Source organism: Pararhodonellum marinum (assembly GCF_015354735.1).
Classification (GTDB): Bacteria; Bacteroidota; Bacteroidia; order Cytophagales; family Cyclobacteriaceae; genus Pararhodonellum; species Pararhodonellum marinum.
This window is the reverse complement of the sequence record NZ_JACEFJ010000005.1, coordinates 43,062-55,919: the sequence shown is the minus strand read 5'-3', so window position 1 is coordinate 55,919 and position 12,858 is coordinate 43,062. Positions and strand designations below refer to the sequence as shown.

Annotated in this window: 9 protein-coding genes; 6 read left to right on the top strand and 3 right to left on the bottom strand. The window is 43.0% G+C overall.

What is annotated here, in order from left to right; all coding sequences use genetic code 11:
- Nucleotides 1–209 precede the first annotated feature (209 nt).
- From H1A14_RS11215 to metK, 6 genes are all read left to right on the top strand, one after another.
- Nucleotides 210–1,040 (top strand): universal stress protein, encoded by an 831-nt coding sequence (locus H1A14_RS11215; RefSeq protein ID WP_194776351.1) that lies wholly within the window; start codon nucleotides 210–212, stop codon nucleotides 1,038–1,040.
- A gap of 7 nt (nucleotides 1,041–1,047) precedes the next feature.
- Nucleotides 1,048–2,304, top strand: coding sequence for a cation:proton antiporter (locus H1A14_RS11210; RefSeq protein WP_194776350.1), 1,257 nt, complete (start codon nucleotides 1,048–1,050; stop codon nucleotides 2,302–2,304).
- Nucleotides 2,305–2,462: 158 nt separating this feature from the next.
- A complete protein-coding gene (gene hemH, locus H1A14_RS11205) occupies nucleotides 2,463–3,497 on the top strand; it encodes a ferrochelatase (protein ID WP_194776349.1) in 1,035 nt (344 codons plus the stop codon).
- 142 nt (nucleotides 3,498–3,639) lie between these two features.
- Nucleotides 3,640–4,815, top strand: coding sequence for a CynX/NimT family MFS transporter (locus H1A14_RS11200; RefSeq protein ID WP_194776348.1), 1,176 nt, complete (start codon nucleotides 3,640–3,642; stop codon nucleotides 4,813–4,815).
- Nucleotides 4,816–4,922: 107 nt separating this feature from the next.
- A complete protein-coding gene (locus H1A14_RS11195) occupies nucleotides 4,923–5,525 on the top strand; it encodes a DUF2179 domain-containing protein (protein WP_194776347.1) in 603 nt (200 codons plus the stop codon).
- 166 nt (nucleotides 5,526–5,691) lie between these two features.
- Nucleotides 5,692–6,945 (top strand): methionine adenosyltransferase, encoded by a 1,254-nt coding sequence (gene metK / locus H1A14_RS11190; protein ID WP_194776346.1) that lies wholly within the window; start codon nucleotides 5,692–5,694, stop codon nucleotides 6,943–6,945.
- Between the two features lie 32 nt (nucleotides 6,946–6,977).
- On the opposite strand, the gene H1A14_RS11185 is transcribed toward metK, so the two are convergent.
- The 3 genes from H1A14_RS11185 to H1A14_RS11175 all read right to left on the bottom strand — a co-directional run bounded on the left by H1A14_RS11185 (nucleotide 6,978) and on the right by H1A14_RS11175 (nucleotide 12,857).
- Nucleotides 6,978–8,276: an MltF family protein gene (locus H1A14_RS11185; RefSeq protein ID WP_317174874.1), complete on the bottom strand. Its 1,299-nt coding sequence runs from the start codon at nucleotides 8,274–8,276 to the stop codon at nucleotides 6,978–6,980.
- Nucleotides 8,277–8,487: 211 nt separating this feature from the next.
- The gene (locus H1A14_RS11180) at nucleotides 8,488–9,795 is read right to left on the bottom strand and encodes a TolC family protein (RefSeq protein ID WP_194776344.1); all 1,308 of its coding nucleotides are present in this window, start codon (nucleotides 9,793–9,795) and stop codon (nucleotides 8,488–8,490) included.
- Nucleotides 9,795–12,857, bottom strand: coding sequence for an efflux RND transporter permease subunit (locus tag H1A14_RS11175; RefSeq protein ID WP_194776343.1), 3,063 nt, complete (start codon nucleotides 12,855–12,857; stop codon nucleotides 9,795–9,797). The genes H1A14_RS11180 and H1A14_RS11175 overlap by 1 nt, the downstream gene beginning before the upstream one ends.
- Nucleotide 12,858 lies beyond the last annotated feature (1 nt).

Sequence of the window (12,858 nt, the reverse complement as noted above, 5' to 3'; positions counted from 1 at the left end):
TGTTTGGAGGTATCAATCCGCTATTTTAAACAAATTAAAGTGAAAATTAAGGTGAATTGTATCTTTTTGGATAAACCCTTTTTCAAATGGTGTCCTTGACGGACAAATGGGCATAAATCCGAAAATTAGCTTTGCCTTCGTAAACAAAATTCTTTATGTAGGCTTTTTTTACTATTTTGAGGCGCTTTGCCAATTTGGATCCCAAAAATATGTTTAAAAAAATCGCTGTTGCCATCGCCTTCTCTCCCAGACTCGAGGCCTTGATTGCTGAAACCGTACGCTTGTGTGAAATTCATGAAGCCTCAATGCTTCTGATACATATCGGAACCAAAACGGCAGAATTGGAATCCAGATTGAATGATTTGTTGCAAAAATTCGATTTGGATTATTCCAAAGTGAAAATCATATGGGATGAAGGTAAGCCCACCAAAAAAATCCTTCAATATTGTAAAGACGAAAAGGTGAACCTATTGGTAGCCGGTGCCTTAAAAACAGAAGGCTTTTTTCAGTATTACATGGGTACTGTGGGCAGAAAAATCATCCGAAAAGCGGACTGTTCTGTGCTGACCTTGATAGAGCCTATGCTGGAGCCCCGCCCCTTTAAGAAAGTGGTGATCAATGGCACCCAATTGGAAAATACGCCGGATGTGATCGACCAGGGACTGGACTGGTGCAAAAAGGAAGGCTCTTCCCAGGTTTTTATCGTCAATGAAATTAAGATGTACGGGCTACAAATGGCAGCGGGCGGAGAAGGCAGTGAAGAAGAAGTGGCAAACCTGAGAAGAAAACTGGTATCAGAAGAGGTGGCTTATGTGGAAAACATACTCAAAACCATCGATAAAGGTGATTTAAAGATCAACATCAAGATCACGAGTGGCAAGTGGGCCATTGAACTCGCCCGTTTCGCCGAGGACATCAAAGCTGATCTATTGGTAGTTGGAGATGAGGGAAATCTTGGATTTTTTCATCGGATTTTTCCACATGACTTAGAAGACATACTGGCCAATCTTCCATGTAACTTATTGATCATCAAAAAATAGAGACTACATGGAAAATTTATCACATCAGGATGTAGTCAACCTATTCCTGCAATTGGCAGCCATGCTGCTTCTGGCAAGGATTTTTGCTGAGATCGCACAGCGATTTAAGCAACCGGCTGTGGTTGGGGAATTGCTGGCAGGTATCATTTTAGGACCCACCATTCTCGGCACCTTTTCACCGGATTTATTTGATTATCTCTTCATGAGTAATCCCAGTGCCAACTTGGCCTTGGACGGTTTTGTACAGATTGCGGTGGTCTTGTTGTTATTTATAGCCGGATTGGAGGTAGAGCTTCACCTGGTATGGTCACAAGGTAAATCTGCACTCAGCATCAGCTTATTGGGACTGGTGGTCCCCTTTACCCTAGGATTTGTGTTCCCTTATTATTTTCCCACTTTTTTTGGTTTGGCAGATGGTGATCGGCTCCTGTTTTCATTATTTATGGGAACAGCCATGTCTATTACTGCATTGCCTGTGGTAGTCCGTATCCTGATGGATATGAATTTATTTAAGACCAAAATGGGTATGTTGATCGTTGCTTCTGCCATGGTCAATGACATCATTGGATGGTTGATCTTTTCGGTAATTTTGTCCATCATGGGCAAAAGCAGCTCCCTTTCCCTGGTACAGACCGTTGGGGTCACCTTGCTGTTTACTTTCTTTATGCTCACCTTAGGAAAGGCGATCATCAACAAAGTACTGCCTTGGGTCAACAAAAAACTGGCCTGGCCTGGGGGAGTACTATCTCTGTCAATGGCATTTTGCTTTATGGCAGCAGCTTTTACAGAATGGCTTGGAATCCATGCCATCTTTGGTGCTTTCCTTTTGGGTGTGGCTTTGGGGGATTCTGAACACATGTCAGAAAGAGCCAAAGAAATCGTCCATCAGTTTATCAACAACATATTCGCTCCGCTTTTCTTTGTATCCATTGGTTTAAAAATCAATTTCTTCACCAATTTCGAATTGCTTCTCACCTTAGCTATTCTTGTAATCTCTTTTGCAGGTAAAATTGTCGGCAGTGGATTCGGAGCTTATCGGGGTGGATTTAACGTCAAAGAATCCCTCGCCGTAGGCTTCGGCATGAATGCTAGAGGAGCCATGGAGATCATACTTGGTCTTATTGCATTGGAAAATGGACTGATCGACGAAAAGCTTTTTGTGGCTCTTGTCATCATGGCCATCGTGACCAGCATGACGAGCGGACCGCTGATGAAATGGGCTTTGAAAAGCTCCGGAAAAAAAGTCGTCATTGCTGAAACATAGCAAGGATATTGATGCCATATCCAATAAGCAGGAAAAGCCAATCCGTAAACGTGGAAACCACTTTCCTTTGGTAAGTCCTCAGCGAATTGTCTGGTTTTTTCTAACCAAAGACTTTACTTTTGGTTCTATATGGAGCTTTCTTTCGTATATCAACTCATATGAGCGCAAATAAATCTAAAATAGGGGTATTGCTTGTCAATTTAGGCACACCTGACAGCACGGCCACCGGAGATGTCAGGAAATATCTAAGGGAATTTCTGATGGACGGAAGGGTCATCGATTTTCCATTGATCCCGAGGTGGATGCTGGTCAATCTGATCATTGCTCCTTTCAGGGCTCCCAAATCCGCCGCCGAATACCGCAAATTATGGACAGATAGGGGTTCCCCCCTTTTGTTCCATACCGTAGACCTTAAAGAAAAACTGGTTAAAAAACTAGATCCCAACAAATACATAGTAGAGATGGCCATGCGCTATCAGACACCCAGCATTGAAGCGGGATTGAATGCCTTGAACAAAGCGAATGTGCGAAAAATCATTGTTCTGCCTCTCTTTCCCCAATACGCCTCTGCTACCAATGGATCCGTTATCGATAAAGTCATGGACATTGCCAAAACCTGGCAGATCATTCCGAACATCACCTTTATCAACAATTTTATAGAACATCCCCTTTTTCTGGAAGCCTGGACCGAGTTAGGCAAAGAAATGATAGAAAAAGAAAATTATGATATGTTCCTTTTTTCCTACCATGGCCTCCCCGAAAGACAAATCAAAAAGGGTTCAGTGGATGGATACTGTCAACTCAGCGATAAATGCTGCGGAAATTACACCAAAAAAAACCAGTTCTGTTACCGTGGGCAATGTTTTCACACCACCCGACTTCTGTCCCAAAAATTAGGACTACCTAGTGAAAAAACAATGACTTGTTTCCAATCGAGGTTAGGAAAAGATCCTTGGATCAAACCCTACACAGAAGACGTGATCAAGGAGCTCACAGATAAAGGGATAAAAAAAGTACTCGTTTTTTCCCCGGCTTTCGTGGCGGATTGTTTGGAAACCACCGTTGAAGTTGGGGAAGAATACAAAGAGGAATTTGAAGAGCTTGGGGGAGAAAAATGGGATCTGGTTCCCAGCCTCAATTCCAGAGATACATGGGTAGCCTGTGTGCAGGATTTGGTGGAACAACAATCCTGATAGGATATTTTGAGATACCCCTAAACATGAGGAAACCGAAAATGGACTTTGAAAGCATCGCAAAGAAATTAATTGACCTCAGACTTCATCTCATCCCACACCTAGCTCCTCTTCACTTTTTGAGCCATCTCTCCCAAGCAAAATGGAAAAAAATATCCCTTTTTACAAAAAAAACTGGTTCCTGGTTCTGGGAATTCTTCTGGTATCTTTCAATCTCCGTCCATCCATCACTGCTGTGGGACCTTTGATTCCCATGATCAGGGAATCAATGGGACTTTCCAATGGATGGGCAGGCTTCTTAACCACCCTACCACTTTTAACTTTTGCTACATTTTCTCTTTTTTCTGCAAAAATAGGCCTCCGCTTAGGCAATGGACGGGCCATTTTACTGGGCTTGATCATTTTGATGATAGGATCTATCATCAGGGTATCGGGAGGAACCTGGCTACTGTTTATTGGAACGGGATTAACCGGGGTGGGCATTGTGATTTGCAATGTGTTGATCATTCCTATGGTGAAACTCAAATTGCCACATAAAATAGGCTTGATGACTGGTCTCTATACTACGGGAATGAGTCTGATTGCTGCCATTGCTTCGGGAGTCAGCGTGCCAATGGCCGAAGATTTAGGCTGGGGTTGGGAAGGCGCTTTGGTTTCTTGGGTGGGCTTATTGCTTTTGACTTTGGTATTTTGGATTCCCATCATCCCCAAAAATAAGTTGGTAGAAAAACAAGTCAAGGAAGATACCCCTTCAGTTTGGAAATCCCGACTAGCCTGGGAGGTGACTTTGTTTATGGGCTTTCAGTCTATTTTGTTTTTTACTCTGATTGCTTGGCTTCCTGACATGTTGATTTATAAGGGATTAACCCCTTCCCAGGCAGGGTTGGCGGTATCTGTTATGCAACTGATCGGGCTGATTGGGGCATTTACCACACCCATCATAGCTACCAAGTTCATCCATCAATCCTATATCAACATGGGTTTGGGTTTTTGTTATTTGCTTGGATTTGGGAGTTTGTTTTTAGAAAGCATCCTCTTAAATCTTACAGGAATAGGTTTAGTGGGACTTTGTATGGGTGGAAGTATCAGCATGGCTTATACGCTGATAGGACTGAGAACCAAAAACGGAAGTACTACCGCTGCACTTTCAGGTATGGCTCAATCCGCGGGATATTACCTCGCCGCCTTAGGTCCTCTGTTATTTGGAATGGCTTTTGACCTTTGGGAAGATTGGAATTTATTTATTTACCTGATGTTAAGTTGCTCTTTTGTTTTTATATATTTCGGTTTTAGGGCGGGCTTAAATGTGAAGATTTAAGCCAATCCTTTGGTCCCATCATTAAAGCATTCTTCCTCAGAGAATACCCAGATCTTTTATTGGTAGGGCCTCCATTAGTGTTACCTTTGCAAAAAAAATCCCAAGCTATGCAGGAATACTTATCCACATTCGGTATCTCAGAATCGCTTTTCAATTACCTTATTATGCCTGTTTTGATCTTCATGGCCAGGGTAATGGATGTTTCCATCAATACCCTCAGGATCATGTTCGTATTGAACGGCAAAAAAAACATTGCTCCCATTTTGGGCTTTTTTGAGGCATTGATCTGGCTTTTGGCTATCGGACAGATTTTCCAAAACATCAACAATCCCATGTCCTACATCGCCTATGCAGGCGGTTTTGCAATGGGTACCTACGTGGGAATGACCATAGAGGAGAAGTTGGCGTTGGGAAAGGTATTGGTTCGGGTCATTACCCCTCAACCCATGACCCAATTGATAGACTACATGAAAGCCAAAAATTATGGATTTACCAGTATTGGTGGGGAAGGGAAATTTGGCAAAGTCAATCTTCTTTTTACCGTGATGAAACGAGATGCTTTGAAGGACTTTATTGAAAAGGTGACCTCATTGGATGAAAAAGCCTTTTATACAATTGAAAGTGTGAAAAGGGTCAGTGAGGACGAAATAAATATCATGGAAGACCGACCCCGGTTTACTACCAGGATCCTGAGCAGAATAAGGAATTAATAGCTCAAACTGGGCCATTTACGTTATTTTCGCCCGGAACCAATTGAATTGCAATTATCAAATGCCCAGTTCAAAAACCTGTATGTTTTCAAAGCTGTAGTTAATTTGTTATTTGAAGCAGAAACTCTATATTTACGATCCATTTATTTAAGCTAAATAAAAATTTATGCCATACCTATTTACTTCAGAATCAGTTTCTGAAGGGCATCCCGACAAAATTTCAGATCAAATTTCTGATTCACTCATTGACCATTTTTTGGCATTCGATCCCCAATCGAAAGTGGCCTGTGAAACCTTGGTAACCACCGGTCAAGTGATCCTAGCCGGTGAGGTGAAATCCGAAACCTATTTGGATGTTCAGCAGATTGCCAGAGAGGTCATCAACCGCATCGGCTACACCAAAGGTGAATACATGTTTGATGGCAATTCCTGTGGGGTATTGTCTGCCATCCACGAGCAATCTCCGGACATCAATCAAGGCGTGGAGCGAAAAGATCCGGAAGAGCAAGGAGCCGGTGATCAAGGGATGATGTTTGGGTACGCCACCAGAGAAACCGGAAACTACATGCCATTGGCCTTGGATATCTCGCACCGCCTGCTTAAGGAATTGGCCGCGATGAGGCGAGAGCATGATGCCATCAAATACCTCCGTCCGGATTCGAAAGCCCAGGTCACCATTGAATACAGTGATGACAACGTACCTCAGCGCATAGATGCCATCGTGATTTCTACTCAGCACGATGAATTTGACGAGGAAGAGGCCATGCTGGCCAAAATCAAATCAGACATGATTGAACTGCTGATACCTCGGGTCAAAGCACAGCTGACTCCTCAAATCCAGTCTCTTTTCACGGATCAGATTACTTATCACATCAATCCAACAGGCAAATTCGTGATCGGTGGTCCCCATGGGGATACCGGACTTACAGGAAGGAAAATCATTGTGGACACTTATGGTGGAAAAGGTGCGCATGGAGGTGGGGCTTTTTCAGGCAAGGATCCTTCCAAAGTGGATAGATCGGCAGCCTATGCCACCCGACACATCGCCAAAAACATGGTTGCTGCGGGCTTGGCCGATGAGGTATTGGTCCAGGTTTCCTATGCGATTGGTGTTGCCAAGCCGATGGGAATCTATGTCAATACCTATGGCACTGCAAAAGTGAATCTGAACGATGGTGAAATAGCCAAAAAAATAGAATCTATTTTTGACATGAGACCTTACGCCATTGAGAAAAGATTGAAGTTGAGAAATCCAATTTATGAAGAAACAGCCGCCTACGGCCACATGGGAAGGGAAAATGAAGTGGTAACCAAAACCTTTTATTCACCTGATCGAACTTCAATAACCTTGGACGTCGAGTTATTCACTTGGGAGAAGCTAGATTACGTAGACCAAATCAAGAAAGCGTTTAGCATATAAATTTTAATATAGCGGTCAAATGGCCGCTATTTTTATGGCTGCACCAATACCCTGTAGGATTCATACAAGTTGACCACATCCCGGACATAATTGACGGCTACTTTTCCTTTTGCATATCCGTTTTTAACCACCGGATCTCTATAAAATTCGGGCTGTGATTTTCGTTCAAGGAAATAGGCCACATTTTCCCAGCTTTGCGGATTTTTTCCAAACTTAAGGGCAAGCCTCCAGGCATCCTCCACGTGACCATGACCCACATTGTAGGAAGCAAGGATAAAATGGATACGGTCATTGGTTTCAGGCACCCTTTCCCGCCAAAATCTATCCAAATATTTTAAAAAATTGACTCCTCCCAAAAGACTTTCATACGGATCATTGGGATTCTCTACGCCAAAACGCTCCAAAGTGACCGGCATCAGTTGGAGCAAACCTACTGCCCCGGCATAGGAGGTAGCTGCGGTATCAAACCGGGATTCCTTGTAAACCAAAGAGGCTAAAAGACGCCAATCCCAGCCCAGTTCTTCTGCACCACGTCTGATTAAATCATCAAATTCGGAAATCCTGTTTCCCGAAATGGAAGAGAAGGCACTGTTACTCCTGAAATAAGAGTTTTTCTTGTTTAAAAAATACTTCTGAAAAAGGATATCAATATAACTGGACTCATTCTTTTGCTCAATCCATTCATTGATTGCATCCAATAACCTAGGTGCATTGGTCCTAACGGCCCATCCCACCGGGGAAGCTTCACTGATGACCATGGATACATCAATTTCATCATAGTAGGTGGCATTGACCAAAGCCAAATCACTGTCTGTTACCGTAAGGGTAATTTCATCCTGAATGACTTGCTGAATAAGGCTTTCCTGGTCCAGTTCCACTTCCATGATTTCCATATTCAATTCTAATGAATCCTTTATGGTATCAAGGTATTGTTTGTGGATAGCCCCCTTTCTCACATGAACGGTTTTGCCCTCCAAGTCATGGAAGGATTCTATTTTATTTCGTGATTTCTTTTGTAAAAGCAAGGTACCAATCTGTCGGGTGGGCAAGGTAAAGTTGGCATATTGAAGCCTTTCTTCATTGATTTCCAGATTGATGGCCACTATGTCTGCCTGCCCCTTGTTTAACAGCCTGAAGGCTTTTTCAAGATCCGACTCGATGATCAAATGAAGCTGAACGCCAAGATCAGCGGCTAAATTTCTTAGCAATTCAAACTCATAACCCATTCTCCTTCCCCGATACACGTAAAAGCTGGTAGAAGTATTATCCACTATGGCCCTGATATAGCCTCTTCGCTGAATTTGGCTTAAGTCGAAAGGAGTTGGATTCACCCAGAACTCTGCTTCTTGAATGACTTCTTCTTTGGTACATTGAAAAAATAAGCATCCGAAGATTATTGGCAAAAAATATCTGAAACAGGCTTTATTCATGCACAAAAACCAGAGCGGCCATACGGTCAACCTACAAGTTAATCCTATTTGGGGAGAATAACAATATGGGGGCTTTTCTCAGGTTTGGCGCCTAAAAGATGGGGCAACCAATTTAGTCCATCAAAAATATTTTACCCGAAAGGCGCATCAGTTCTATTTCTGTTTCCTTGATCAGATAGATGGCATTGATCAACCGGCTTTCTACATCCAATAAGTTAACTTGGGCATCACGAAATTGCAAGTAGCCATCAATCCCTAACTTATACCTTTCCAAGGCGAGTTCAGAGCTTTCGGCCGCCACTTTATAGTTCTCAAGTTCGACCTCAAACAACTTCTGATTGTTGATATAGGTATTGTAAGTCTGCAACATGGCTGATTCTAGCTGTAGTTCCAGCTGATTGCGGAAGAGTTCTGCATTTACCTTCTGAATTTTGGCACTTTGGATCCTTCTATTGAGGGCCAGACCGGTAAATAAATTGATGGTTATATTGGCTGTACCAACAAATCCCCTTTGAATATTTTGACTAAAAAAAGCGGCATCAGCAGTGGCCACACTTGATATGTAGGCACCTGTTAAATTTAGGGAAGGAAGCCGCTCGGCCATTATGCTTTTTACCTGCAAATGCGCCGCCTCTACCTGGATTTTGGCAGCCAACAACTGCGCATTGTCCAAGACACGATCCATGGCCAATTCTTCGATTTTTATTTTGTTTTCCACGATGATCGTGTCATTTACCAAAACTTCGGTGGTCACTTCCCTAGCCAACAATTCATTCAAAATCACTTTGGCATTTTGGATCACCTGTTCCTGACTGATAAAAACCGTCATGTCGGTATTGTAATCCACCTGCGCAGTGAGGTAATCTCTTCTGGACACCCTTCCGAACTCATATTGCGCTTTGGCGATTTCGAGCCTTTCCTCTGAAAATTGAAGGTTACGCTTAAATATTTCCTCCCTTTGCTGTTCCAAAACCAACCTGTAATAGGCTGTGGCAATGGCAGCCACTGTATTTTCCAACATCAACCTGGCCTCCATTTCTGACGCATCGGCCACCCTGCCCAAAAACTGATAGGTAATCACATCACTGTATTGAAATCCATAAATGGCCGTTACATTGGCATTTCGGGTTTGCGATTCAGCCCCATCCCTAATGATGGGATTTCCAGGATCAGAGACCAATTCCAATTCCGTATCTTGGCGGGAATAGTTGTAATTTCCAGCAGCAGTAACCAAAGGCATCAAAAGTGCAGAACTGATGCTTTGATCAATTTGGGCAATTTGCGCATCATTGACCGCCAATTTAATCCCAAAGTTGTTTTGCATACCAATTTCTATGGCCCTTTCATAGGTCAAAATTTCCTGCCCATTCACCACCTCAAAAAAGGCCATGGATGCAATTAGTAAAAGCAATTTCTTCATTATATTCTGGCTAATCTTCCTTTTTTGGAGGTCAAATAAGTATAAATCGCAGGAATCACAAATAGGGTCAAAAGGGTAGAAAACAACAAGCCTCCAATTACTGCAACACCCATGGGTACCCTACTTTCTGCTCCGGCACCCAATGCCAAAGCTATGGGTAATATCCCTAGAATGGTGGATAAACTGGTCATCAGGATAGGTCTGAAACGGGCACTTGATGCGCCCAAAATGGCCTCTTCTATCGACATGCCGGTGGCCTTCCTTTGATTGGCAAATTCCACAATCAAAATACCGTTTTTGGTAACTAAGCCTATAAGCATGATGATGCCGATCTGACTGAAAATATTGAGGGTATGACCCAAAGCCCACAATGACAACAGCGCACCACAAAGTGCAAGTGGAACAGTGATCATGATGGTCAACGGATCTGCAAAACTTTCAAACTGAGCAGATAAAACCAAGTAAATCAGTATTAATGCAAAAATAAATGCAAATATTAAGCTGTTGGAACTTTCCTGAAATTCCTTGGATAGTCCTGACAATTCGGTGCTAAAGGTTTCATCCAAAACCTCTGAGGCAATTCTATCCATTTCTTCCAAACCATCCCCCAGACTGTATCCTGGAGACAACCCTGCCGACACTGTGGCACTTACAAAGCGATTGAAGCGGTACAACTGTGGCGGTGTACTTTTTTCTTTGATGGTTACCAGATTATCCAATTGGACCAGGCTGCCATTCTCTGCCCTTACATACAACATTCTTAGATTAATCGGCTCATTTCTGTCCTCAAGCCTCATTTCACCCACGACTTGATACTGCTTGCCATTCATGATGAAATAATCGAAGCGTTGACCTGAATAGGAAAGCTGCAATGTACGGGCTATTTCCTGCACCGATACGCCAATATTCCTGGCCTTATCCCTATCGATTTCGATTTCCAGTTCAGGCTTGGTGAATTTAAGGTTGATATCAGAAAAAGTAAAATGTTTACTTTGCCCTACCTCATTCATAAACGTTGGAATAACCTCTTTCAGCTTGTCCAGATTCTGGGCTTGGATTACAAATTGGACAGGAAGTCCGGCCCTTCGATCACCTATTGAGGGCGGCTGGGTCGCAAAAGCCCTGACAGCGGTTTTATTTTTAAGAATTTCAGAAACCTGATCATAAACTTCCTGTTGACTACGGTCTCTTTCATAAGACTTTGTCAGGATAAGCCGCATAAATCCAGAATTGGTACTTGAAGTGCCAAATCCAGGAGAAGTGACAGATATGATCCCTCTTCTTTCATGATCTGGGATTTTTTCTTTTAGCTCCAGCGTCAGTTCATCCAAAACCCTATCCATGTACCCAAATGTTGCTCCTTCTGGTCCGCTCATGTTGACTCTCATTTCTCCTCTGTCCTCAATAGGAGCCAACTCGCTGGGGATCTGGGCAAACAAAAAATAAATACCAAAGCCCATCAGGATAACGATCACAAAAGAAACCCACTTGACTTTCATAAAGGATACCAAAGCATCATTATAGATGTTGTTCATCCCCACAAAAAAGGGCTCGGTTTTTCGGTAAATCCAATTGGGCTGCTCCCTGCGCTTCAGCAACCTGGAACTCAACATAGGTGTCATGCTCAAGGCCACAAATGAAGAAATGATCACCGCTCCTGCTACAACAATTCCAAATTCCCTAAATAATCTTCCCGTAGTGCCGGAAAGAAAAATCACTGGAAGAAAAACAGCCGCAAGGGCGATGGTTGTAGCGATGACAGCAAAAAATATTTCCTCAGCCCCTTTGGCTGCCGCAATCATGGGTTTCTCTCCCTTCTCGATTCGGGTATATATATTTTCCAATACCACAATCGCATCATCCACCACCAAACCAATGGAAAGCACAATGCCCAACAAGGTCAAAACATTGATGGAGAAATCCATCAGGTACATGATAAAGAAAACCCCTATCAAAGAAATCGGTATGGTAAGGACTGGGATAAAAGTAGTCCGCCAATCTCTTAGAAATATGAAAATGATCAACAAAACCAGAACGAAAGCCACCACAATAGTTTGTTTAACTTCTGAAATAGAGTCCCGGATGTATTCAGTGGAATCAAAGCCAATGCCCAACATGACATCCTGAGGCAGATCCCTTTTGATGAACTCTAGCCGTTTGTAAAATTCATCTATGATTTCAATGTTATTGGACCCTGGCAAAGGCACCAATACCACTCCCACCATTGGTATTCCGTCTCTTTTTAATGCCGTCCTTTCATTCAATGGTGCCAGTTCCGCATTGCCCACATCCCGAAACTGAACGATGTTATTATCGTCTTCCTTGATAATCAGTCGATTGAATTCATCAGGGGTGGTCAATCGGCTCATTGTCCTGACTGAAAGTTCAATGGAGGAGCCTTCTATTCGGCCTGAAGGCAATTCCACATTTTCACTTTGCACTTTGTTCAGGATATCCAAGGGTGTGATTCCATAAGAAGCCATTTTCAAAGGATCCATCCTAAGCCTCATGGCATATTGTTTTTCACCCCAAATCTGAACAGTACTTACACCATCGATGGTTTGCAACCTTTCTTTAAAGATGTTGATGGCTATATCCGTTAACTGCAACAGATTCCTTTTATCACTCTGCACGTTGAGGAAAACGATCGGCTGAGAATCACCATCCGCTTTGGAAACTACAGGAGGATCCGCATCTGGTGGAAGGTTTCGCTGGGCACCGGCCACTTTATCCCTTACGTCATTAGCGGCAGCCTCCAAATCACCTCCTACATCAAATTCGACTGTAATACTACTGGAACCATCATTACTAACAGAGGTAAGGGATTTGATTCCGGAAATTCCGTTGATGGCTTCTTCAAGGGGTTCGGTGATTTGCGCTTCTATCACATCGGCATTGGCACCTACATAATCAGTTCTCACATTGATCACAGGGGGATCCACACTGGGAAATTCTCTGACACCCAGAAAAGTCATGCCGATCACCCCAAATAGCAGGATGACCAAAGACATGACAATAGCCAAAACAGGTCTTTCAATGCTTACTTTGGATAAACTTGCCATG

What these genes read in the sequence shown, in the direction of transcription:
- H1A14_RS11215 (WP_194776351.1), top strand. Translation starts at nt 210, where the DNA reads ATGTTTAAAAAAATCGCTGTTGCCATCGCCTTCTCTCCCAGACTCGAG.
- H1A14_RS11210 (WP_194776350.1), top strand. Translation starts at nt 1,048, where the DNA reads ATGGAAAATTTATCACATCAGGATGTAGTCAACCTATTCCTGCAATTG.
- hemH (WP_194776349.1), top strand. Translation starts at nt 2,463, where the DNA reads ATGAGCGCAAATAAATCTAAAATAGGGGTATTGCTTGTCAATTTAGGC.
- H1A14_RS11200 (WP_194776348.1), top strand. Translation starts at nt 3,640, where the DNA reads ATGGAAAAAAATATCCCTTTTTACAAAAAAAACTGGTTCCTGGTTCTG.
- H1A14_RS11195 (WP_194776347.1), top strand. Translation starts at nt 4,923, where the DNA reads ATGCAGGAATACTTATCCACATTCGGTATCTCAGAATCGCTTTTCAAT.
- metK (WP_194776346.1), top strand. Translation starts at nt 5,692, where the DNA reads ATGCCATACCTATTTACTTCAGAATCAGTTTCTGAAGGGCATCCCGAC.
- H1A14_RS11180 (WP_194776344.1), bottom strand. Translation starts at nt 9,795, where the DNA reads ATGAAGAAATTGCTTTTACTAATTGCATCCATGGCCTTTTTTGAGGTG.
- H1A14_RS11175 (WP_194776343.1), bottom strand. Translation starts at nt 12,857, where the DNA reads ATGGCAAGTTTATCCAAAGTAAGCATTGAAAGACCTGTTTTGGCTATT.